General features: G+C 75.6%; 22 protein-coding genes. 14 read left to right on the top strand and 8 right to left on the bottom strand.

Going from position 1 to position 22,411, the window contains the following annotated elements; genetic code table 11:
• The 10 genes from IE249_RS39070 to IE249_RS31200 form a co-directional block, all read left to right on the top strand.
• Positions 1-568 (top strand): glycosyltransferase family 2 protein (locus IE249_RS39070; RefSeq protein WP_373304500.1); only part of this gene is annotated, 568 nt, incomplete at its 5' end.
• Positions 565-1,194, top strand: coding sequence for a D-glycero-alpha-D-manno-heptose-1,7-bisphosphate 7-phosphatase (locus IE249_RS31240; RefSeq protein ID WP_189710231.1), 630 nt, complete (start codon positions 565-567; stop codon positions 1,192-1,194). The genes IE249_RS39070 and IE249_RS31240, both read left to right, overlap by 4 nt.
• Positions 1,191-2,177, top strand: coding sequence for a glycosyltransferase family 9 protein (locus tag IE249_RS31235; RefSeq protein ID WP_189710229.1), 987 nt, complete (start codon positions 1,191-1,193; stop codon positions 2,175-2,177). The genes IE249_RS31240 and IE249_RS31235 overlap by 4 nt, the downstream gene beginning before the upstream one ends.
• Positions 2,174-3,127 (top strand): glycosyltransferase, encoded by a 954-nt coding sequence (locus IE249_RS31230; protein WP_189710226.1) that lies wholly within the window; start codon positions 2,174-2,176, stop codon positions 3,125-3,127. The genes IE249_RS31235 and IE249_RS31230 overlap by 4 nt, the downstream gene beginning before the upstream one ends.
• A complete protein-coding gene (locus IE249_RS31225; RefSeq protein WP_189710224.1) occupies positions 3,124-4,350 on the top strand; it encodes a glycosyltransferase in 1,227 nt (408 codons plus the stop codon). Before IE249_RS31230 ends, IE249_RS31225 begins: the two co-directional genes overlap by 4 nt.
• 57 nt (positions 4,351-4,407) lie before the next feature.
• Complete coding sequence (locus tag IE249_RS31220; protein ID WP_189710222.1) at positions 4,408-4,992, top strand: D-sedoheptulose-7-phosphate isomerase; 585 nt, start codon at positions 4,408-4,410, stop codon at positions 4,990-4,992.
• Between the two features lies 1 nt (position 4,993).
• Positions 4,994-6,397: a D-glycero-beta-D-manno-heptose 1-phosphate adenylyltransferase gene (gene rfaE2 / locus IE249_RS31215; protein ID WP_189710220.1), complete on the top strand. Its 1,404-nt coding sequence runs from the start codon at positions 4,994-4,996 to the stop codon at positions 6,395-6,397.
• 275 nt (positions 6,398-6,672) lie between these two features.
• Entirely contained in the window at positions 6,673-7,779 is a 1,107-nt protein-coding gene (locus IE249_RS31210; RefSeq protein WP_189710218.1) for a glycosyltransferase family 9 protein, read from the top strand.
• 60 nt (positions 7,780-7,839) lie between these two features.
• Positions 7,840-8,718, top strand: a complete 879-nt coding sequence (locus tag IE249_RS31205) for a glycosyltransferase family 2 protein (protein WP_189710216.1) — start codon at positions 7,840-7,842, stop codon at positions 8,716-8,718.
• The gene (locus IE249_RS31200) at positions 8,715-9,611 is read left to right on the top strand and encodes a glycosyltransferase family 2 protein (RefSeq protein ID WP_189710214.1); all 897 of its coding nucleotides are present in this window, start codon (positions 8,715-8,717) and stop codon (positions 9,609-9,611) included. The genes IE249_RS31205 and IE249_RS31200 overlap by 4 nt, the downstream gene beginning before the upstream one ends.
• A gap of 128 nt (positions 9,612-9,739) precedes the next feature.
• Here the strand turns inward: IE249_RS31200 and IE249_RS31195 are convergent, their stop codons facing one another.
• The 3 genes from IE249_RS31195 to IE249_RS31185 all read right to left on the bottom strand — a co-directional run bounded on the left by IE249_RS31195 (position 9,740) and on the right by IE249_RS31185 (position 11,878).
• Positions 9,740-10,057, bottom strand: coding sequence for a DUF3040 domain-containing protein (locus tag IE249_RS31195; RefSeq protein WP_189710212.1), 318 nt, complete (start codon positions 10,055-10,057; stop codon positions 9,740-9,742).
• A gap of 79 nt (positions 10,058-10,136) precedes the next feature.
• Positions 10,137-11,060, bottom strand: coding sequence for a polysaccharide pyruvyl transferase family protein (locus IE249_RS31190; protein WP_189710210.1), 924 nt, complete (start codon positions 11,058-11,060; stop codon positions 10,137-10,139).
• Between the two features lie 77 nt (positions 11,061-11,137).
• The gene (locus IE249_RS31185; RefSeq protein ID WP_189710208.1) at positions 11,138-11,878 is read right to left on the bottom strand and encodes an MgtC/SapB family protein; all 741 of its coding nucleotides are present in this window, start codon (positions 11,876-11,878) and stop codon (positions 11,138-11,140) included.
• 146 nt (positions 11,879-12,024) lie between these two features.
• Here IE249_RS31185 and IE249_RS31180 point away from each other — a divergent pair, with 146 nt between their 5' ends.
• Genes IE249_RS31180 through IE249_RS31170 form a run of 3 tightly spaced genes read left to right on the top strand, consistent with a single transcriptional unit; the run spans position 12,025 to position 14,228 of the window.
• On the top strand, positions 12,025-12,564 hold the full coding sequence (locus tag IE249_RS31180) for a TIGR03668 family PPOX class F420-dependent oxidoreductase (RefSeq protein ID WP_189710320.1): 540 nt from the start codon (positions 12,025-12,027) through the stop codon (positions 12,562-12,564).
• Between the two features lie 25 nt (positions 12,565-12,589).
• Positions 12,590-13,015 (top strand): CBS domain-containing protein, encoded by a 426-nt coding sequence (locus IE249_RS31175; protein ID WP_189710206.1) that lies wholly within the window; start codon positions 12,590-12,592, stop codon positions 13,013-13,015.
• A 43-nt stretch (positions 13,016-13,058) separates the two neighbouring features.
• Complete coding sequence (locus IE249_RS31170; protein ID WP_189710205.1) at positions 13,059-14,228, top strand: winged helix DNA-binding domain-containing protein; 1,170 nt, start codon at positions 13,059-13,061, stop codon at positions 14,226-14,228.
• Between the two features lie 82 nt (positions 14,229-14,310).
• On the opposite strand, the gene IE249_RS31165 is transcribed toward IE249_RS31170, so the two are convergent.
• Together IE249_RS31165 and IE249_RS31160 are read right to left on the bottom strand one after the other, a co-directional pair.
• Entirely contained in the window at positions 14,311-15,102 is a 792-nt protein-coding gene (locus tag IE249_RS31165; protein ID WP_189710203.1) for a S1 family peptidase, read from the bottom strand.
• A 287-nt stretch (positions 15,103-15,389) separates the two neighbouring features.
• Complete coding sequence (locus IE249_RS31160) at positions 15,390-18,170, bottom strand: helix-turn-helix transcriptional regulator (RefSeq protein ID WP_229859641.1); 2,781 nt, start codon at positions 18,168-18,170, stop codon at positions 15,390-15,392.
• A gap of 220 nt (positions 18,171-18,390) precedes the next feature.
• Here IE249_RS31160 and IE249_RS31155 point away from each other — a divergent pair, with 220 nt between their 5' ends.
• The gene (locus IE249_RS31155) at positions 18,391-18,786 is read left to right on the top strand and encodes a putative zinc-binding protein (RefSeq protein WP_308434422.1); all 396 of its coding nucleotides are present in this window, start codon (positions 18,391-18,393) and stop codon (positions 18,784-18,786) included.
• Between the two features lie 59 nt (positions 18,787-18,845).
• Here the strand turns inward: IE249_RS31155 and IE249_RS31150 are convergent, their stop codons facing one another.
• From IE249_RS31150 to IE249_RS31140, 3 genes are all read right to left on the bottom strand, one after another.
• A complete protein-coding gene (locus IE249_RS31150) occupies positions 18,846-19,628 on the bottom strand; it encodes a helix-turn-helix transcriptional regulator (RefSeq protein WP_189710197.1) in 783 nt (260 codons plus the stop codon).
• Between the two features lie 95 nt (positions 19,629-19,723).
• On the bottom strand, positions 19,724-20,098 hold the full coding sequence (locus IE249_RS31145) for a hypothetical protein (protein ID WP_189710195.1): 375 nt from the start codon (positions 20,096-20,098) through the stop codon (positions 19,724-19,726).
• A partial coding sequence (locus IE249_RS31140) for a nitric-oxide reductase large subunit (protein WP_229859640.1) occupies positions 20,095-22,411 on the bottom strand: 2,317 nt, incomplete at its 5' end. The genes IE249_RS31145 and IE249_RS31140, both read right to left, overlap by 4 nt.

Below are 22,411 nucleotides of genomic sequence, written 5' to 3'. Positions count from 1 at the left end.
CCGCGCCCGCTGGATCACCGCCGACATGGCGTACCGCACCGACGCCCTCAAGCAGGTCGCCGGCTTCGACGAACGCTTCCGCCGCGCCTTCCGCGAGGACGCCGACCTCGCGCTGCGCGTCCTCGACGCCGGCTGGCGCATCCGCCAGGGCCGCCGCACCACCCGGCACCCCGTCCGCCCCGCCGACCGCTGGGTGTCCCTGCGCGCCCAGCGCGGCAACGCCGACGACGCGCTCATGCTGCGCCTGCACGGCCCCGACTGGTGGCAGAAGGCGGTCGCCCCGCGCGGCCGCATCCGCACCCACCTCGCCGTCACCACCGCCGGCGCCGCCGCCTGCGCGCTCGCCCTGAGCGGGCACCGCCGGGCCGCCGCGCTCGCCGCACTCGGCTGGGCGGCCGGCACCGCAGAGTTCGCCTGGGCGCGCATCGCACCCGGGCCGCGCACCCGGCAGGAGGTCACCACCATGGCCGCCACCAGCGTGCTCATTCCGCCCGCCGCCAGCTGGCACTGGCTGAGCGGACGGTGGCGACACCGGAGCGCCCCCGCCTGGCAGGAGGTCGCGCCGTGAACCGCCCCCGACGTCCCGTGCAGGCCGTCCTGTTCGACCGCGACGGCACCCTCGTCGAGGACGTCCCCTACAACGGCGACCCGGATCTCGTACGCCCCGTCGAGGGCGCCCGCGAGGCTGTGCGGCTGCTGCGGGCGCGGGGCATCCGCACCGGCGTGGTCACCAACCAGTCGGGGATCGCCCGCGGCCTGGTCTCCGCCGCCGACGTCCGCCGCGTCAACGCACGCGTCGACACGCTGCTCGGACCCTTCGACGTGTGGGCCGTCTGCCCGCACGGACCCGGCGACGGCTGCCACTGCCGCAAACCCGCGCCGGGAATGATCCTGTGGGCCGCCGGCCGGCTGTGCGCCGAACCGTCACGCATCGTCGTCGTCGGCGACATCGGCGCCGACATGGAGGCCGCCCGCCGTGCCGGCGCCCACGGCATCCTCGTCCCCACCCCCGTCACCCGCCCCGAGGAGACCGCCCGCGCCGGCCACGTGGCCCCCGACCTGACCACCGCCGTCCGCGCGATCCTGGCAGGACCGCCCCCGGACCGCGTCCTCGCCGGCGAACGCCCCGCCGAGGCCGCCTGCGCGGGCGGCGCCCCGCCCGCACCCGGCGCGGCCGTCCGGAGGCCCCGATGAAGGCCCTGGTCACCCGGCTCGACAGCTTCGGCGACGTGCTGCTCGCCGGGCCCGCCGTCCGTGCCGTCGCCGCCCGCGCCGACCACGTCACCCTGCTGTGCGGGCCGCGTGGCGAGCCCGCCGCACGGCTGCTCCCCGGCGTGGACGACATCCTCGTATGGGACGCGCCCTGGGCCGGATTCGAGCCGCCGCCCGTGAACCGGGCGGAGACCGAAGCGCTCCTCGCCGCCGTCGACGCCGACACCGCCCTCGTCCTCACCTCCTTCCACCAGTCACCGCTGCCCACCGCCCTGCTGCTGCGCCTGGCCGGCGTCCGGCGCATCGCCGCGGACAGCGTGGACTACCCCGGCTCCCTCCTCGACGTACGCCACCAGCGCGCCCCGCACGCCCACGAGGCCGAGGCCGCCCTCGACCTCGCCGAGGCCGCCGGGTTCCCCCGCCCCGACGACACCCGCCTGCGCGTGCTGCCCCCGCCAAACACCTCCGCGCTCACCGGCCCCGAGCCCTACCTCGTGGTGCACCCCGGCGCGAGCGTCCCGGCCCGCGCCTGGAGCCCCGGACGCTGCGCCCAGGCCGTGCGCGAACTCACCGCGGCCGGACACCGCGTGGTGGTCACCGGAGGCCGCGGCGAGCGGGACCTGACCGCCCGCGTGGCCGGCGCCCACGGCCTCGACCTCGGCGGCCGCACCGAAGCCCCCGAACTGGCCGGCGTGCTGGCCGGCGCCCGCGCGGTCGTCACCGGCAACACCGGCCCCGCACACCTGGCCGCCGCCGTCGGCACCCCCGTCGTCTCCCTGTTCGCGCCGGTCGTACCGGCCGAACGCTGGCGCCCCTACGGCGTGCCCTACGTACTGCTCGGCGACCAGAAGGCGCCGTGCGCCGACAGCCGCGCCCGGAACTGCCCGGTGCCCGGACACCCCTGCCTTGAGTCGGTGACCGCCCATGACGTGCTCACCGCCGTGGAGAAGGTGATGCAGGCGTGAGGATCCTCATCTGGCACGTGCACGGCTCCTGGACGACGGCGTTCGTCCAGGGCCCGCACACCTACATCGTCCCCGTCACTCCCGACCGCGGACCCGACGGCCTCGGGCGCGCCCGCACCTTCGACTGGCCCGGCTCGGTGATCGAACTCCCGCCGGAGCGACTGCGCGAGGCGGACATCGACCTCGTCGTGCTGCAACGCCCGCACGAATACGACCTCGTACGCCGATGGCTGGGCCGCCGACCGCCGATGGTCTACCTCGAGCACAACGCCCCGCACGGCAACGTGCCCGACACCCGGCACCCCGTCACCGAACTCCCCGACGGCATCCCGCTGGTGCACGTCACCCACTTCAACCGGCTGATGTGGGACGCCGGAAGCGCCGAGACCGCCGTCATCGAGCACGGCATCGTCGACCCCGGCCCGCTGTGGACCGGCGAACTGCCCCACGCGGCCGTCGTCGTCAACGAGCCCGTGCGGCGGGGCCGTACGACGGGCACCGACCTGCTGCCCGCCTTCGCGCGGGCCGCCCCGCTGGACGTCTTCGGCATGGGCACGGACGGTCTCGCCGGCCACCTGGGCGTGCCGCCCGGGCGGTGCCGCTCCCACGAACTCGTCCAGAAGGACCTGCACTCGGCCATGGCCAGGCGCCGTCTCTACCTCCACCCGGTCCGCTGGACCTCCCTCGGCCTGTCCCTGCTGGAGGCGATGCACCTGGGCATGCCCGTCGTCGCCCTCGCCACCACCGAGGTCACCGAGGCGGTGCCCCCGGGTGCCGGAGTGGTCTCCAACCGGATCGATGTACTGACCGACGCCGTACGGGACTTCGTCGCCGACCCGCTGCACGCACGCGCGGTCGGCGAGGGAGCACGGGCCGCCGCGCTCTCCCGCTACGGCCTTCCCCGCTTCCTGGACGACTGGGAGCGGCTGCTCAAGGAGGTGACCCGATGAGGATCGCCATGGTGTCCGAGCACGCGAGCCCGCTCGCCGCGCTCGGCGGGGTCGACGCCGGTGGCCAGAACGTGTACGTCGCCCGCCTCACCGAGGAGCTGGCGCGGCGCGGACACGACGTCACCGTCTACACCCGCCGCGACAGCACCGAACTGCCCGACCGCGTGCCGCTGCCCGGCGGCTCAGTCGTGGAGCACGTACCGGCCGGACCGCCCGAAGCCATCCCCAAGGACGCCCTGTTCCCCCACATGCCGTCCTTCGGCGCGTATCTCGCGCGCGTCTGGCGCCGCGAGCGGCCCGACGTCGTGCACGCCCACTTCTGGATGTCCGGCATGGCCTCCCTGCTCGGCGCCGGCCCGCACGGCATCCCCGTCATCCAGACCTTCCACGCGCTCGGCACCGTCAAGCGCCGCCACCAGGGCCGCGAGGACACCAGCCCGCGCGAACGCATCGGCATCGAGCGGCAGATCGGCCGCACCTGCGAACGCGTGCTGGCCACCTGCGGCGACGAGGTGCACGAACTCGCCGCCATGGGCATCTCCCCGAACCACGTCTCCGTGGTGCCCTGCGGAGTGGACGCCGGCCACTTCCACCCCGGCGCCTCCGGTTCCGGGGACCCGGGTGTGCCCGCCCGGGAACAGCGGCACCGGCTGCTCGCCTGCGGCCGGCTCGTCCGCCGCAAGGGCTACGACCAGGCCATCCGCGCCCTGACCCGGATCCCGCACACCGAACTCCTCGTCGCCGGCGGCCCGCCCGCCGGACTCCTGCACACCGAGCCCGAGGCGGAACGGCTGCTGGAACTCGCCGTCGAGGAGGGCGTCGGCGACCGGGTACGGCTGCTGGGCGCCGTCGACCCGCGGCGGATGCCCGCGCTGATGCGCGGCAGCGACCTCGTGCTGTGCACACCGACGTACGAGCCCTTCGGCATCGTGCCGCTGGAGGCGATGGCCTGCGCGGTGCCCGTCGTCGCCACCGACGTCGGCGGCCACCGCGACTCGGTCGCCGACGGGCGCACCGGCCGGCTCGTCCCCGAGGGCGACCCCGAGGCGATCGCCGCCGCCGTCCGCGACCTGCTCGGCAGCGACCGCACCCGCCGCCGCTACGGCGCCGCCGGGCGCGAACGCGTCCTCGCCCGCTTCACCTGGCGGCGCGTCGCCGACGGCGCCGAACAGGTCTACCGGCGGGTCACCGCCGAGCACGAACTGAAGCCGGAGGTGGCCTGATGCGCGCCCCGGCCGGCCACCGAACCCGCCGTCCCCTGAACCTCCGGAGGTGACGTCATGAGCGTCGACACACCGGCCGTCGCCGGCCACTGCGACGAACTCCTCGCCGCCCTCGGCCAGTTCCGCGGCTCCGCGCACATCACCGAGCGGTGGGGCGAGCGGCTGGCCGCCGTCCTCGGCGGCGGCGGGCGGCTGCTCGCCGCGGGCAACGGCGGCAGCGCCGCCCAGGCCCAGCACCTGACCGCCGAACTCGTCGGCCGCTACCGCGACGACCGCCCCCCGTTCTCCGCGATCGCCCTGCACGCCGACACCTCCAGCACCACCGCCATCGCCAACGACTACGGCGTGGACGAGGTGTTCGCCCGCCAGGTGCGCGCCCACGGCCGCCGCGGCGACGTGCTGATGCTGCTGTCCACCAGCGGCGCCAGCGCCAACCTGCTCTCCGCCGCCGACGCCGGACGCGCCGCCGGCATGCGCGTGTGGGCGCTGACCGGGCCCGCGCCCAACCCGCTCAGCGCGGGCAGCGACGAGGCGCTGTGCGTGGCCGGGGCCTCCACGGCCACCGTGCAGGAACTCCACCTGGTCGCCGTGCACATGGTGTGCGCGGCCTTCGACGCGGCCCTCGCGCGGGGCGGGAGGTGACATGACGGGCAAGGCACCCCTCGTCGTGGTCGGCGACGCCCTGCTGGACCGCGACCTCACCGGACACGCGGACCGGCTCGCGCCCGACGCGCCCGTGCCGGTCGTCGCCGACTGCGACGAGCGGCTGCGGCCGGGCGGCGCCGCGCTCGCCGCGTACCTCGCCGCCCGCGACGGCCGCGACGTCACCCTGATCACCGGCCTGGACGACGGCCCGGCCGCGCGCGAGCTGCGCCGGCTCCTCCAGCCCTGGCTGCGGCTCGTTCCGCTGCCGATGACGGGCGAGCTGTCGGAGAAGACCCGCGTCCTGGCGCGCGGCCGCCCGGTCGTCCGCCTCGACCGCGGAGGTGGCCGCGCCCGCGAGGCCACCGCCGAGGCCCGCGCCGCGCTCGCCTCCGCGTCCGCCGTCCTCGTCTCCGACTACGGCCGCGGCACGGCGGACGCGCTGCGCGACGAACTGCGCCGCCGCCCCCCGGTGGTGTGGGACCCCCACCCGCGCGGCGGCCCCCCGGCGCCGGGCACCCGCCTGGTCACCCCGGCCCGCGCCGAGGCCCACGGCTTCGCGGCCGCCCTGGCGGCCGAGCGCGGCGACGCCGAGGACCGGGCGGCCCCCGGCGGCCCCGGCAACGAACTGCGCTCCGTCGCCCACGAGGCCTGCGCCCTCGTACGGCACTGGCGCGTCGCCGCCGTCACGGTCACCCTCGGCGCGCGCGGCGCGCTGCTGTCCTACGGCGAGCACCCGCTGCTGGTGCCCGTGACCGCCGCCCACCACGGCGACCCGTGCGGCGCGGGCGACCGCTTCGCCGCGACCGCGGCGGGGCTGCTCGCCGACGGCGCGCTGGTCGGAGAGGCCGTGGAAGGCGCCGTCACCGCGGCGACCGCGTTCGTCGGCGCCGGGGGAGCGGGCGGACTGCTCGGCACCGCGCCCGCCGGCGACACCCGGCCGCCCGGCGACGACCCGGCCGGCCTCGTCGCCCGGGTACGGGCCGGCGGCGGCACGGTGGTCGCCGCGGGCGGCTGCTTCGACCTGCTGCACGCCGGGCACGTGGGCCTGCTCCAGGCCGCCCGGCGGATCGGCGACTGCCTGGTCGTCTGCGTCAACTCCGACGCCTCCGTGCAGCGCCGCAAGGGCGAGGGCAGGCCCGTCAACCCGCTGGCGGACCGGGTCCGCGTGCTGAGGGCGCTCGCCTGCGTCGACGCCGTGGCCGTCTTCGACGAGGACACCCCCGAACGCCTCCTCGCCGAACTCCGCCCGGACGTCTGGGTCAAGGGCGGCGACTACGCCGGCGCCGACCTCCCCGAAGCGGCCCTCCTGGAGGAATGGGGCGGCCAGGCCGTCCTCCTCCCCTACCTCGACGGCCGCTCCTCCACAGCCCTCCTGGCCAGGGCGTCGGAGGACGCCCGATGACCCGGGTCCGCGACCGTGAGCCCGGCGAGGGCGCGGCGGGCGGGCGCGGCGGCGTCCCGGCGGACGCGGCACCCGGGAACCCGGGGCGCTTGTCGCCCGCGCGGCCCCCGGGGCGCCCGACGCCCCGCCCGACGGCACAGGCCGGCGGCCATGAGCCCGGCCGCGGGCCGATGGCCCAGACGGGCGGGGCCGGTGGGCTCCGTGTCCTGGGGGACCGGGGGCCCGAAGTGGCCGGTGGTCGGGCGGGCGGCCGGTCCGGGGGTGCGGGCCGCCCGATGACCGCATCACCGCGCCCCCTGGGGCGTCCGGCGCCCCGGCCGACGACCCGGGTCCGTGACCGTGAGGCCGGCGGCGGGCTCGGAGGAGACCGGTCCTTGTCCGGCGGCGAGCGGTGTTGGCCCGAGGGGCGGCAGTGGCGGTCCGGGGTGCGGCCCCGGGTGCTGGTGTTGCGTGCGCTGGGGCTCGGGGATCTGCTGGCCGGGGTGCCGGCGCTGCGTGGTCTGCGGCGGGGTCTTCCCGGGTACGAGCTGGTGCTCGCCGCGCCCGGCGAGTTGGAGCCGCTCGCCGCGGCGACCGGAGCGGTGGACCGGCTGCTGCCCGCGTCCGCGCCCGGCCGCGCCGTACCGGACGCCCTGGACTGGACCGGGCCGCCCCCGGACCTCGCCGTCGACCTGCACGGCAACGGCCCGCCCAGCCACCGGCTGCTCGAGGACCTCGCCCCCGGCCGGCTGTTCGCCTTCGCGCACCCGGGGACACCGGAGATCGACGGCCCGCCGTGGTACGCCGAGGAGCACGAACGGGACCGCTGGTGCCGCCTGCTGCGCTGGTACGGAGTCGACGCCGACCCCACCGACCTCCGCCTGCCCCGGCCGCAAGGCCCCTCCCCGGCGCCCGGCGCGGTCGTCCTGCACCCCGGCGCCGGGTCGCCGGCCCGCTGCTGGCCCGTGGACCGGTTCGCCGCAGTCGCCGAGGCGCTGCGCGCCCGAGGGCACCGCGTCGTCGTCACCGGGGGAGCGGACGAGGGCGACCTCGTCGCCACCCTCGCCAAGCGGGCCGGGCTGCCCGACACCGACGTGTTCGGCGGCGGCCTCCCCTACGACCGGTTCTCCGCCCTGGTCGCCGGCGCCCGCGCCGTCGTCAGCGGCGACACCGGCATCGCCCACCTCGCCGTCGCCCACGCCACCCCCTCGGTGACCCTGTGCGGCCCGGTCCCGCCCAGCCGCTGGGGGCCGCCCCCGGACGACCCCCGCCACCGCGCCCTGTGGCACGGCCCCGAGGGCGACCCGCACGGCCGCCGCCCGGACCCCGCGCTCCTGCGGATCACCCCCGACGAGGTCCTCGACGCCCTCGACGCCCTCCCCGAGCCGCCACCGTCCCGCTGACGTACCCGGCGTACGTCCCGCCAACCGACCGATGCCGTCGACACGATGGGGACCCGCACCATGCAACGCTCACCCGTCGGCGTGGTCATCGCCACCCGCGACCGCTCCGCCAGCCTGGCCGTCACCCTCCGCCATCTGCGAGCCCTCCCCGAGCGGCCCGAGATCGTCGTCGTCGACAACGCCTCCACCGACGGCACCCGCGCCATGCTCGCCCGCGACTTCCCCGAGGTCCGCGTACTGGCCCTGCCCGCCAACCGCGGCGCCCTCGCCCGCACCGACGGGGTCCGCGCCCTGACCACGCCCTACGTGGCCTTCAGCGACGACGACTCCTGGTGGGCGCCCGGCGCCCTCGCCCAGGCGGCCCGCCTCTTCGACGAGCACCCGCGGCTGGGCCTGCTCGCCGCCCACACCCTCGTCGGACCCGAACAGGAACCCGACCCGCTCGACAAAGTCCTCGCCGACTCGCCCCTCGGCACCGCCACCGACCTGCCCGGCACCCAGGTCCTCGGCTTCCTCGCCTGCGCCTCGGTCACCCGCCGCACCGCCTACCTCGACGCGGGCGGCTTCCACCCGGTGTTGTTCTTCGGCGGCGAGGAGACCCTGCTCGCGTACGACCTGGCCGCGCGCGGGTGGGGCGTAACCCACTGCCCCGAGGTGACCGCCCACCACCATCCCGCGCCCGCCCCGCGCACCGGCCGCCCGGCCGTGCAGCGCCGCAACGAACTGCTCACCGCCTGGCTGCGCCGCCCCCTGCCGCTCGCCCTCGCCCGCACCCGCGACCTGACCGCCGAGGCCCGCCGCGACCCGCACGCCCGGGCCGCCCTGCGCGGCGCCCTGGCCCGGCTGCCGGCCGCCCTGCGCGCCCGCAGCCCCCTGCCCCCGTACGTCGAGAACGCCGCCCGGCTCCTGGACGGCGCCCGCCCGGAGGCCCGCACATGACCGATCCCCGCACCACGGTCGTGGTGATCACCCACAACCGGCGCCCCGAACTCCTGCGCACCCTCGACCGCCTCGCCGAACTCCCCGAGCAGCCCGAGGTGTTCGTCACCGACAACGGCTCCACCGACGGCACCTCCGCCGCCGTGGCCCGCCACCACCCGCACGTACGGCTGCTGCGCCCCGGCCGCAACCTGGGCGCCGTCGGCCGCAACCTCGCCGTCCGCCGGGTCCGCACCCCGTACGTCGCCTTCTGCGACGACGACTCCTGGTGGGCGCCCGGCGCCCTGGCCGGCGCCGCCGACCTCCTCGACCGGCACGCCGCGCTGGGCGCGGTCACCGCCCGCATCGTCGTCGAACCGGACGGCACCGAGGACCCGATCGTCGAGGAACTGCGCAACTCACCCGTCCCCGGCCCGCGTTGGCTCCCCGGCCCGGCGCTCGGCTCCTTCCTCGCCGCGGCAACCGTGCTGCGCACCGACGCCTTCCGCCGCGCGGGCGGCTTCAACCCGCGCCTGTGGCTGGGCGGTGAGGAGGAACTGCTCGCCGCCGACCTGGCCGCGGACGGCTGGTGGCTGACGTACGCCGAGGACCTGACGATCCATCACCAGCCCTCGGTGGCACGGGACTCCAGGCGCCGCCGCCGGGACGGCATCCGCAACACCCTGTGGTTCACCTGGCTGCGCCGGCCCGCCCGGCCCGCGCTGCGCCGCACCCTGCACCTGGCCCGCACCGTGCCGCGCGACACCGCCTCGCTGCGCGCCTTCGCCGAGGCGACCGCGGCACTGCCGTGGGTCCTGCGCGAGCGCCGCGTGCTCCCCCCGGAGGTGGAGGGGCGGCTCCGGCTCCTGGAGGACGGCCAGCGCCGCTCCACCGCCCGCTCCTACGTCGGGTGAGAGCGGCACCACGGACCCCCGCCGGAAGCCGGCGGGGGTCCGTGGCGGGATCGGTCGACGGCGTCGACGATGCGGATCAGTCGGTGTTGCCGGGGCGCTCGCCCTTTGAGACCCCCCCGGGCAAAAGCTCAGGAACCCGCCGACCCCGACCACCGGCACAGCAGCCGGAACCCGGCGTACAGACTCACCGGCCACACCAGCGCGAACGCGCAGATCACACCGGGCTGCGCGGTCACGATGCCGGCCACCAGGAGCACCACGGCCACCGCCAGCAGTACCGCGACGGTCCACGGGCGCGGTGAGTAGCGCACCACCCGGGAGAGATCGGGCCGCCTGCGACGGCGCGCCGCGCGCAGGCGCCTCGCCAGGCGCCGGTCACGGCTGAGGGCACGCTCTATCTCGTTGAGGATCCGCTGTTCGCGATCGGGGAGTCGGCTTGTCGACACTGTTGCTCCTACGGGCGTACGAGGGGGAGGGACCGACCTGGCTGCCGCGTCGCCTCCCGGGTGCCCGGCCGCCCGCGGACTAACCGGCGCGGCCCGCCCCCAGGGCCTCCAGAAGCCCTTCAGCACCGTCCCGGGCGACCGCGTGCCCGGCGAACTCGTCCCGCACCCGGCGTGCCTCCCGCACTCCGGAGGACAGGCACCAGTGCCACCAGCGGTCCAGTTCCCCCGTGCTCAGCCGCTCGGCCGCCACCAGCGCGGGCCAGCCGCAGGCCCGCGCCTGCGCGGTCACCTTCGCCCCACCCTCGACCGGGTCCACGGCCAGCGCGGGCGTCCCCGCGCGCAGCGCGAGCACCATCCCGTGCAGCCGGTCGGTGACGACCAGGTCCAACCGTCCGAGCACCGACTCCAGTTGGGCGGGCGTGGCGCACAGTCGCCAGTCGTGGGCGTCGAGCCGGGTCTCCAGCTCGACGCGCGCGCAGTCCTTGCCACCCAGCCAGGAGCCCACCTCCCGGGCGACCACGTCGTGGCGCCGGGCCGTCCCGTACTCGTGCTGCCCGTGGGTGAGCACCACCCCGGCCACGGGCGGCGCCGGGAGGGCGGGGGCGCGGGCGGCCAGGTCCAGGGCGGGCTCCGAGCGCGGGGCGTCGCGGGCGAGGACGTGGTGGAATCCGGTGACGGCGGGGCCGTCCGGGTCGATCACGGAGGTGCCCACCGCCACCCGCAGACAGTGCGCGAACCGGCGGTGCAGCGCCTCGACCTGCGGTCCGTGCAGCGGACCGCACAGGAACACCAGCCGCCCGTACCGTCCGGCGTCCACGTCGTCCAGGTGCAGCGCTCCGGGCCGGAAACCGGGGCTCCAGGCGACGTCGTAGGGGATGCCGGACCGCCGCAGCACGTCCTCGACGCGGTGCAGGGCCAGCACGTCACCGGCGGTCGCCTCCCCGTCCGGGAAGCTGAACCACCCCGTGAGCAGAGTGCGTGACGCTCGCCGTTCTCCGGGCACAGTGCGCCCCGGGTGCCCGGCCCGGCCCCGCGTCAATCATCCGCCGGCCCGACCGTCGGCCCGGTCGCCCGCCCCGCTCACTCGTCCTGCTCGTCGCCGTCCCCGAGGCTCAGGTCGACGTCGAGCACGCCCTCGCCGTGGAACAGCTCGGAGGCCAGTTGCCCGGCGTCCGCGGTGCCCTCGAGCCGGAGCAGCACGCGGGCGGCGGAGTCGGTGCGCCCGGGCAGCCGGTCGGCCCTGACCTGCACGATGCGAAAGCCCCACCGGGTGCACGTCTCCATCAGCCGGGGCAGCAGCGCCCGGCCGGTCAGATACGTCAGCCGCAGCTCGACCGTGGCGGGCACCGGGCCGGGGGAGAGCCGGCCGGGCAGCCGCGGGTAGCCGCGCACGACCAGGAAGTGCAGCGCGGTGGCCGCCAGTGCGAGGATCGGCAGGCCGCCCCCGCACGCCATGCCGACCGCGCAGGTCAGCCAGATGGTGGCGGCCGTGGTCAGCCCGCGCACGGCGTCCCGCCGTACGAAGATCAGCCCGCCGCCGATGAAGCCGATCCCGGAGACGATCTGCGCGGCCACCCGGGACGGGTCGAACGAGACGTTCTCCAGCCCGAGGACGTTCGTGAACCCGTGCTGGGACACCTCCATCATCAGCGCGCTCGCGACGCCGACCAGCGTGTGGGTGCGCATCCCCGCGCTCTTCTGCTGCGCGGCCCGCTCCCAGCCGATCAGGCTCGACAGCACCAGCGCGAGCCCCAGTTCGGCGAGCTGGCGTCCGCCCTGCCCATTGCCCACGTCCCACAGCCCGGCCGCAAGCCACGGCATAGGTCGCCTCCCGTCGCCGGCGCGTCCGCCCCGCCGCCCATTGTGTGCCCGTACGCAGTTGTCCGTCGCCGGAAGGGGTACCCAGCGTGCTGGGAAGACGTGCCGGGAGGACGGGGGGACCGGGAGGAGGCACGCCAGTGTCACGCATGGATGCCGGCGAGGCGCGCCGGCGGTTCACGGCCACCCGGGTGGCGCGGCTGGCCACGGTGGACGACGCGGGCCTGCCGCGCCTCGTCCCGGTGGTCTTCGCCGTCCACGGCCGCGACGGGATCGTCACGGCGGTCGACCGCAAGCCGAAGAGCACTTCCCGCCTCGCCCGCCTGCACGACATCGAGGTCACCCCGGCGGTGTGCCTGCTGGCCGACGCCTACGACGAGGACTGGGACCGGCTGTGGTGGGCCCGCGCGGACGGCGGCGCGCGGATCGTCCACGCCGACGCCACCGACCCCGCCGTCCGCCAGGAGTACGAGCTGGCACTGGCCCTGCTGCGCGAGAAGTACGCCCAGTACCGGCGCACCCCGCCCGACGGCCCGGTGATCGCCGTGACCGTCCACCGCTGGACCGGCTGGCGGGCCGCGGACCCCTCGCCCACGGCTCCCTCGCCCATGGCCCCTTCGCCCACGGACCCCGCCGGGAAGCCGCCGTTTGGGACCGCCGGTTCTGGCTACGCGGCGGGCAGCCGCTGACCACCGAGGATCCGGGAGGTGCCCCATGACCCGGCGAGTGCGCGACGTGATGTCACCCGGCGCGGTGGCCGTCGAGCCGATGACCACACTGGAGCGGGCGGCCTACGTGATGCGCGAGCAGAACGTCGGCGACGTCCTGGTGGCCTACGACTGCGACCTCTTCGGAGTCCTCACCGACCGCGACATCGTGGTCCGGGCCGTGGCCGAGGGACGCGACCCCCACGATACGGCCGTCGGCTCGGTCTGCACCCGGCCCCCGGTGGTCACCCTGGCCCCCGAGGACACCGTCGACCACGCGGTCGAGCTGATGCGCCGGTACGCCGTGCGCCGGCTGCCGGTCGTCGAGCACGGCGGCTGCCCCGTCGGCATGGTGAGCCTCGGCGACCTCGCCACCACCGAGGACCCGCACTCCGCCCTCGCGGACATCAGCAACGCCGACCCCAACCGCTGATCGAGGACAACATCCGTCCGCATACGGCGCTACGGTGCCGGGCATGACGAGGAAGACGACCTCCGCCGGCCCTCCCGTGCTCGGCGCACGGGCGCTGAACCGGGCCACCCTCGCGCGCCAGCTGCTCCTGCGCCGCTCGGAGATGGGCGCCCGGGACGCCGTCGGGCACCTGCTCGGGCTCCAGGCCCAGAACGTCAAGCCGCCGTACTACGCCCTCGCCGCCCGCCTCGACGGCTTCGCGCCCGAGGAGCTCTCGCGCCTGATGTCCGAGCGCGAGGCGGTCCGGATCGTCACCCTGCGCTCGACCATCCACACCCACACCGCCGAGGACTGCTTCACCCTGCGCCCGCTCGTGCAGCCCGCCCGCGACCGCGAACTCGGCCAGTTCCGCCGGGGACTCGCGGGCGTCGACCTCGGCCTGCTCACCGTGCTCGTCCGGGAGCTGGTGGAGGCCGAGCCGCGCACCATGGCGCAGCTGCGCGAGGCGCTCACCGCGCGGTGGCCGGACGCCGATCCGCAGGCCCTCGCCCTGGCCGCGCGCTGCCGGCTGCCGCTGGTCCAGGTCACCCCGCGCGGACTGTGGGGCAGAAGCGGCCAGGTCGCCCTCACGACGGCCGACCACTGGCTCGGCCGTCCCGCACCCGCCGGGAAGGCGACCACCGAGCCGCAGACGCCGGCCATGCCGGAGCCCCCCGCGCCGAAGGCCCCCGCCCCCGACGCCACCGTGCTGCGCTATCTCGCCGCCTTCGGTCCCGCCTCCGTGAAGGACATGCAGACCTGGGCCGGGCTCACCCGACTGCGCGACGCCTTCGAACGCCTGCGCCCACGGCTCGTCACCTTCCACGACGAGAACGGCACCGAGCTCTTCGACCTCCCCGAAGCCCCCCGCCCCGACCCGGACACCCCGGCCCCGCCCCGCTTCCTGCCCGAGTACGACAACCTGCTGCTCTCCCACGCCGACCGGAGCCGGGTGATACCCCCGGAACACTGGGGCCGCAGCCGGCTGGGCAACCAGGCCTTCCGCACCCTCCTCGTCGACGGGTTCCTCGCGGGCGTGTGGAAGCCGGACGCCGGCGTGGTCGTCGTGGAGCCGTTCGGGAAGCTGACCGCCGCGCAGCGGGACCAGGTGGCCGAGGAGGGCCTGCGCACGATGGCCGTACTGCACCCGGGGGAGCCGTACGACGTCCGCTTCGGGACGGTCGTGCCCCGCTGACCCGCCGGGGGCATGGAGAGGGGGCGCTGCGGGCCGCTCGTGGTGGCTCGCAACGCCCCCTGGCTTCACCGGGGCAGGGCTCTCAGGAGCCGACCTGCGCGCTGACCAGGCCGGAGAAGGTGGTCAGCCGGGTGTAGACACCCGGATAGCCCGCCTCCGCGCAGCCGTTGCCCCAGGAAGTGATCCCTGCCAGGACGCCCCCGATGAGCAGGGGACCGCCGCTGTCGCCCTGGCAGGTGTCTACGCCGCCGGAGGAGTATCCGGCGCAAACCATGTCGCTCGCGACGAAGTCGGAGCCGTACGAGCCGCGGCAGCTCGAGTCGGACACGACCGGCACGGTCGCGGTCCGCAGCTGGTTGGAGGAGCTGCCGCTCTCGGAGGTGGTGCCCCAGCCGAGGATGCGGGCGGTGGCGCCGGCCGCGTAGACGCCCGTGTCGGAAGCCGAGACGTACTTCGCCGCCGTGTACGGCATGGAGGCGGACAACGTCAGCACGGCCACGTCGTCGCCGCTGGTGGCGTCCGTGTAGTCGGGGTTCACCCAGATCCGGCTGACCTTGCTGACCGTGCCGTTCGTGCCGTTGAGGTAGGTGCGGCCGCCGACCACGCGGACGCTGTTCGTGGTCTCGCCGACCATGCAGTGCGCGGCGGTGACGACCTTCCGGGCCGCGACCAGGGTGCCCCCGCAGAACTGGTTGCCGGACGCGTCGGTGATCTGCATGACGAACGGGTAGGCCGTCGTGGTGGTCGTGGTGCCGCCGACGACGGGCTGCGGGAGGGCGGCCGCGCAGGGGGCGGTGAAGAGCGCGGTGGCGGCGGTGGCGGCGCCGGCCGCGAGCGCGGCGGCGGTCCGTCTGGCTCGGGTGAGGCGGAACAAGGCGTCTCCTCGAGGGCTGGCCGGTGGGGGGTCGCGCGGGTGGGGGTGGAAGCACGGGAGTCCTTGGGAGTCCTGCACAGAACCCCGTGTGCCCGGGCGAGCGGCACGCCCCTTACGCTAGGTCCGGGCCCACCCTCCTCCAATGAGGGAACCCCCTAGGGGAGTTGGACAGGGAAAACCCTCGGTCCGGCCCGGCGGTCCCGGCCGGCGGTTCCCGGCCGTCCCGCGGCGCGCCACCCGGTGGCGGCCCTCACTGGATCCACCCGGTCAGTCAACCCGCGGCGGGCTCAACGCGCGCGCCGGCCCGCCGCCAATCGGACGATGTCGACGCGCGAACGGATCCCCAGCTTGCGGTAGACCCGGGTGAGTGTCGCCTCCACCGTCTTCACGCTGACGAACAGCCGCGCGGCGATCTCCCGGTTGGTCGCGCCCTCCATGACCAGCGCGGCCACCTGACGCTCCATCGTGGCGAGCCCGTCCAGCGCCCCGGGGGCGATCCCGGACTCCGCCGGACGGGCGACGGCGGCCGCGTCCACCAGCCGCAGCCACGGCAGCGCCCGGCAGCGCCGGAACAGCCGGGCCGCCTCGTCGTACGACGTCGGGCCCTGGCGCCGGGTGGTGCGCAGCCGGGCCAGCGCGAACGCGGCCCGCGCCTCCTCCAGGCCGTGCCCGAGCTTGGCCAGCCGGTCCTGGGCCGACGTCAGCCGGACGGCGGCGGCCTCCTCGTCGCCGCGCGCCGCCCGCACCAGCGCCTCGGAGCGGTCCAGGACGGCCAGCACGCTGTCCCGGCCGAGCCGCATCGCGTGCTCCCGGGCCACGTCGATGACCTGCTGGGCCTCGGCCGGCTCGCCGACGAGCACCAGCGCCTCCGCCAGATCGCCGTGCCAGCGGCCGCGCGCCGGGTCGGTGATGCCGAGCCCCTGCTCCAGCTCGCGGACCCGGCGCAGCGCCTCCACGGCGGCCTGCGCGTCCCCGGCGACGAACTGGGCGTACCCGAGGGCGGCCAGGGCGCGCGAGAGGTACATCTGGTCGCCGTCCTCCTCGGCGTGCTCCACCGCCTCCCGGGCCAGCGCGAGCGCCCGCCCGGTGTCGCCGCCGGAGGCCTCGGCGAAGCAGGCCAGCATCGCGGAGGCGCCCTCGCCGATGCCGGTGTCCCGGGCCAGCCGCAGGCTCTCGCGGGCCAGGTCCAGGGCGCGGCCGCAGTGCCCGGCGCGCAGTTCGGTCTCCGCGAGCAGCCGCAGGTAGTGCACCTCGCTCTCGACCATGCCGCGCCGTCGCACCTCGCGCAGCAGCGCGGTGATGGTGGCCCGGGCCTCGGTCAGCTGATCGCTCATCAGCAGCCAGCGGAAGCGGGCCGAGCCGACGCCGTTGTGGTGGCAGGCCACGTAGGGGTCCTGAGGCTCCCTCATCGCGCGCTTGATGGTGACGGGCGCGTCCGGGTGGCCCATCAGGGTCTCGGTGGAGGACTGGAAGGCGAGCGACATGAGCTCGGTGCGCCGGTCCCGGCCGCGCGCGGCGAGCTCGGCGGCGTGCGCGGCCTCCTCGCGTGCCTCGGCGAAGTCGCCCTCCACGACCAGGGCGCGCCAGGCCAGCTGGTAGTGGACCAGGGCGAGCAGCCGCGGGTCGTCCCCGGCGTCGGCCAGCGCCTGAGGGAAGACCGCGTCGACGTCCCCGAGGGCCTGGCCGGCCGCCTCGACGACCACCATCCACGCCCGCACCCGGTCGGCGGGCACGGTGGCCCGGGTCAGCACCTCGCGGGCGATGTCCCGGGCGAGGTCCACCTCGCCGGCCGTGATGGCGTCCTCGGCGGCCTCCAGACGCCGGACGTCCGGGGCCGGGTCCCCGTCGGCGGGGGTGTGCCGGGCGGCGAGCAGGGAGAGCGAGGCGGCCACCGACGGCGCGCCGCGGTCCCGGGCCAGTTCGGCCGCCCCGGCCAGCCGGGCGGCCACCTCCGGGTCGGTGCCGCTGCTGGCCAGGGCCAGGTGGCGGGCCCGCTCGATGGGGTCGGAGGCCGCCGTGGACAGCGCGGCGTGGGCGGCGCGGCGCTCCTGCGCGGGCGCCTCCGCGTACAGTGCGGCCGAGATGAGGGGGTGCGCGAACCGTACGGCCGGCCCCTCGGGCTCGGTGGCCAGCAGTCCCAGTTCGGCCGCCTGGGCGCACTCGGCCTCGGCGTTCTCCCGGCCCGCCGCGTGCAGCAGCGCCGGGGTGGGGCGGGCGCCGGCGCTGGCCACGAGCAGGGTGCGGCGCGCCCCGTCGGACAGCATCTCCAGGCGGCTGAGCACCAGCGCGCGCAGCGAGGTGGGCACCGGCAGAGGCTCGCCCGGCCGGGGCGGGGTGGGGTTCTCGGCCAGGGCGCGGCCGAGCTCCAGGGCGAACAGCGGGTTGCCGCCGCTGGTGCGGTGGATGTCGCGGACGGTGGAGCGGGGCAGGCCGGTGTAGCCGCGGTGGTCGAGCAGGGCGGAGACCTGGGTGCGCGAGAGCGGCCCGATCCGGACGGCGAGGGTGTCGGGCGGGCAGGCCCGCAGATGGCGGTCCCAGTCCTCGTCCTCGGTGCGCACCGCGCAGAGCATCTGCACGGGTGTCTCGCCCAGTCGGCGGGCGGCGAAGCCGAGCAGTTCGGCGCTGGCCGAATCCAGCCACTGGAGGTCGTCGGCGACGACCAGGACCGGACCCTTGGCCGCGAGCGCGCGCAGCGCGGACAGCACCGCCAGGCGCAGGGCGAGGCCGTCGCGCTGGAGGCTGGACTCGCCGCGTCCGGTGAGCGCCGACTCCAGGGCGGTGCGCTGGGCGGCGGGCAGGCCGGCCGACACCTCGTCCAGGACCAGGCCGAACAGGTCGGCCAGGGCGAGGAAGGGCAGGTGGGACTCGGACTCGGTGGCGGTGCAGCGCAGCACGGTCCGGGCGGTGCCGGACAACTCCGCGGCCAGGGTGCGCAGCACGGTCGACTTGCCGATTCCGGCGGGGCCCTGGACGACCACGCTGCCTCCGCGCGAGAGTTGTTCGCGCGCCGCCGCGAGCAGTTCCTCCCGGCCGATCAGGACGTCGGTGCGGGGTCTGCCCGGCTCCATGAAGTCTCCTCCCACGGACGGCCGCTCCCCTCTCATGTCGCGTCCAGGCCAATCTTAGGCAGCGGACCTTTGCCTTGAGGGGGGTCAGGGCGGTGAGGGAAATAACAAGGTGACCGAAGAGCAACAGCTCACAGGGCCCGAACGGACCTTTCCGGACCCCGGTCGGCCCAGGATTCCACCGCCCGCTCGTCCTACGCTCGCGCCGTTCCTACTGCGTTGAGTGAGGCCCGCTTTGGTGACCCGTCGCCGTGATCTGCCCCTTGTCTACTCCTGCTCCGGCTGTTCGAGCGCCGCGCAGATGACGAACTGGATCGCCGTCCAGCTCGACCGGCGCGGGATCGCCGAGATGTCGTGCATCGCCGGCGTCGGCGGGGACGTACCCAGCCTGGTGCGCAAGGCGCGCGGGGGCCGCCCGGTCATCGCCGTCGACGGCTGTGTGCTCCAGTGCGCCCGCAGTTGCCTGGCCCGCCACGGGGTCACGCCGGCCGTGCACCACCTGCTCAGCGACGACGGGGTGCGCAAGCGGCTGGGCGAGGACTTCGACCCGGAGCAGGCCGCGCGCGTACTGGACGCCCTGATCGACCGGATCACCGAGGAGATCGGCACCACGGCGTAGACGGGGCGTGGACGGCGGCGCCGTGATCCGGGCCTTTTCGGAGATCCGGTCGCGGGGCTTCAGTCCGTGTCGGTGCGCCGCAGGGTCGCCACGCACAGGTGCGGGGTGACGAACGGCTCCAGGCCCTCCGCGGCCAGCGGGGCGCGCAGGGTTTCGACCGTGCCCCGCATCAGGCCCAGATGGATGGCGCAGACGATGTCCGGGCGGCGCTGGGCCACCTCGCGGAACGGGCAGTGGTGCAGACGCAGCCGCCGCTCGGCGCCGGCCGAGGGCTTCCCCCCGGACTCCCCGTGGCCGGACTCCTCCCGCCCGGACCCCTCCGGTACGGATTCCGGTACGGATTCCGGTACGGGTTCGGGCTCGGGCTCCGTGACGAAGCCGATGTCCTCCAGCGTCGCCACCAGCCGGCGCTCGCCCTCCTCGGCGCCGACGCGCTCGGTGGGCGCCGGGGCGTCGGTCAGGTACGAACCCCAGGAGTGACCGGCCCGGGTGGCGGCGGCCACCGGGTCCTCCACCGAGGAGGAGACGACGCCGAGGAGGATGTCGGACAGCAGGCGGAAGCTGCGCGAGCCGTCCGAGCCCTCGCCTGCGACCGCCGAGTAGACGACCTTCGGACGCCCCGGCTCGTCGCGCGGCGCGGTGCCGCGGGCCGCCAGCTCGTCGGCGACCAGGGCGTCCAGGTGGAAGCGGGCGGTGTTGAGGTGGACGCCGACGCGCTCGGCCACCTCGGCCACGCCGAGCGGCCCGTCGGCCTCCCGCAGCAACTGGAGGACGGCCGCGCGCCGCCCCCGCTGGGCCGGGGCGGCGGTGCCGGGATCGGTGAGCTGTCGTCGGGGAGTCATGCAGGAATGATACGGCCGCGGGGGTTAGAAACAATAAGTACCGTTTCTAACCCCCGCGGCCTCAGGTGCTCATGCTCAGCACTGGCCCGCCGGGCTCACCCGGGTGGTGTGAACCCGGTCCGCCGCAGCCTGCGCCCCAGCAGGGCGAGGAGCACGCAGTGCGGAGCGCACACCGCCGCCAGCAGCGCGATGTCCGCGGGCGAGTGATGGCGGATCGTCTCGGCGCCCGCCAGGACCACCCCGACCACGCAGACGAACAGCGAGAAGGCCCGGTGGAACCGGTGCACCTCGGAGTGCGGCCAGGTGTCGGCGCCGACCGCCGGGGGAGCCTCGTCGACCGCCCGGTGGTAGCCGGTGAAGACGCGGGACTCCCAGGCGGCGGTGGACTGGCGGCCGTAGAGGTCCAGTCCGAGGGCCACCACCGACAGCACCGCCACGTAGCCGGCGGCGAGCAGCGTCTCGGCGCTCACGGGGTCACCGCCTCCGGGGCTCCCGATCCGCCCGCCGGACCGGTGTCCGCCGGGTCCTCGTCCGCCGCGTCGCCGTCCCCGTCCGCCGCGGGTCCGACCTCGGTGAACAGCAGGCTCAGCTCGGCGTCGTCCGGCTGCCGGGTTCGGCCGACCCGGTGGCGTACGCCCAGCCAGGTCATCCACAGCAGCGGCAGTACGCCGCCGACCAGGAACACCACGTCACCGGGCAGGCGCAGCCACTCGAGGAACACATTGGTGTCGCCCTGGAGGTATCCGAGGCTGCGCGCGTCGGCGTAGCCGCTCTCGACCACCTTGTAGAGCTGGAGGGCGCCGCCGGGCAGCAGGGTGGCGAAGGACATCCAGGCCAGGCCCAGGTTGAGCGACCAGAAGGACAGCCGGGGCCAGCGGTCCGACCAGCGGTTCTCCGGGATGAGGTAGCGCAGCGCGAACAGCGCGAACCCGACCGCCAGCATCCCGTACACGCCCATCATGGCGGCGTGCGCGTGGTTGGCCGTCAGACCGGTGCCCATCTCGTAGTACGAGACGATCGGCAGGTTGACCAGGAAGCCGAAGACTCCGGCGCCCAGGAAGTTCCAGAAGCCGACGGCGGCCAGGAACATGACCGCCCAGCGGTGCGGGAACGGCGTGTCCGACAGGCTGTGGCGGCGGGCGCCGATCTGCAGGAAGCCCCACGCCTCCACGGTGAGGAAGAGCAGCGGCACCACTTCCAGCGCGGAGAACGTCGCGCCGAGCGCCAGGTGCTCGGCGGGCTCGCCCGAGAAGTACAGGTGGTGCATGGTGCCGATCACGCCGCCCGCGCCGTACAGCACGACGTCCAGGAAGATCACCGCGAGGGCGACCCGCTCGCGGACCACGCCGAGCAGGACGAACAGGTAGGCGACGGTGGCCGTGGTGAACAACTCCATGAAGTCCTCGACCCACAGGTGCACCACGATGAAGCGCCAGAAGTCGGCCGCGGTGAACTGCGACTCGGGGCTCGCCAGCAGACCCACCGCGTAGAACGCGGGCAGGGCGAGCGCGGCGAGGAAGAACAGCCACGGCATGTTGGCGACGCTCTCCCGCCGCAGCCTGCGGCGCAGACCGCGGAAGAGGATCACCACCCAGACCACCATGCCGAGCGTCAGCAGGACCTGCCACAGCCGGCCCAGGTCCAGGTACTCCCAGCCCTGGTTGCCCAGCAGGCTCCACAGCCGGCCGAGCCGGCCGCGCTGTCCGGCCAGTTCGCCGAGCAGGCTGCCGGTGACCACGACGACCAGCGCGCCGAGCAGCGCCCTGGTCAGCAGGGCCTGCCTGCGCGGCTCCCAGCCCCTGGCGATCAGCGGGGTGATGAAGACGCCGATGGCCAGGAAGGACGTGACCACCCAGAAGATCGCCAACTGGGTGTGCCAGGTGCGGACGAGGTTGTACGGCAGCCAGCGGTCCAGCGGGATGCCGAAGAAGCTGCCGAGGTCGGCCCGGTAGTGCTGGGCGGCCGCGCCCAGCAGCGCCTGGCACAGGAACAGCGCGGCCATCACCAGGAAGAACCAGGCCGTGGTGCGCTGCGCCGGGGTGAGCCGGACCTTGTCGGGGGCGTGGAAGCGCAGCTCGCGGTGGTCGCGGCGGTGCCAGCCGAGGAAGTTCCAGCGTCCGAAGGCCGCGAACAGCGCGCCGGAGCCGGCCAGCAGGAAGATCAGCGACAGCACGCTCCAGGTCACGGTGTGACCGGTGGGCTTGTTGCCGACCAGGGGCTCGGAAGGCCAGTTGTTGGTGTACGAGTAGTCGTGGCCGGGGCGCTCGGCCGCCGAGGTCCAGGCCGTCCAGCCGAAGTAGGCCGTGACGTCGTGGATGTCCTTCGGGTCGGTGATCGCCTTCGGCCGCAGGCCCTGCTTTCCTTCGGGCCTGCCGAGCAGGTCGGCGTAGTGCTCGGTCAGCTCGGTGAACGCGGCGCCCTGCGCGTCGCTCCACACCAGGGTGCCGGTCCGGGCGTCGTAGCGGTTGGCCCGGTAGTCCTGGACGGTCCGTTCGGCGGGGTCCCCGGTGCCGGCGCGGGCGTAGGAGTCGCGCACCATCCGGGCGCTGCGGTCCAGGTAGTCGGCGGTGAAGTCGGGCCCCAGGTAGGCGCCGTGGCCGTAGATCGAGCCGTACTGCATCAGGCCGGCGCGCAGGAAGACCTTCTGCCCCTCGCGGACGTCGTCGCCGGTGAAGACCACCCGGCCGTTCGCGGTGACCGTGCGCACGGGGATCGGCGGCTGGGCCTCGTAGGTGCGGAACGCCAGGAACCCGAGGACGAGGAATCCGCCGAGTGTGACGAGG

This window comes from Streptomyces anandii JCM 4720 (assembly GCF_014650655.1).
GTDB classification, from domain to species: Bacteria; Actinomycetota; Actinomycetes; order Streptomycetales; family Streptomycetaceae; genus Streptomyces; species Streptomyces anandii.
The sequence above is the reverse complement of the archived record's forward strand: the minus strand, read 5'-3'. Positions and strand labels throughout refer to the sequence as shown.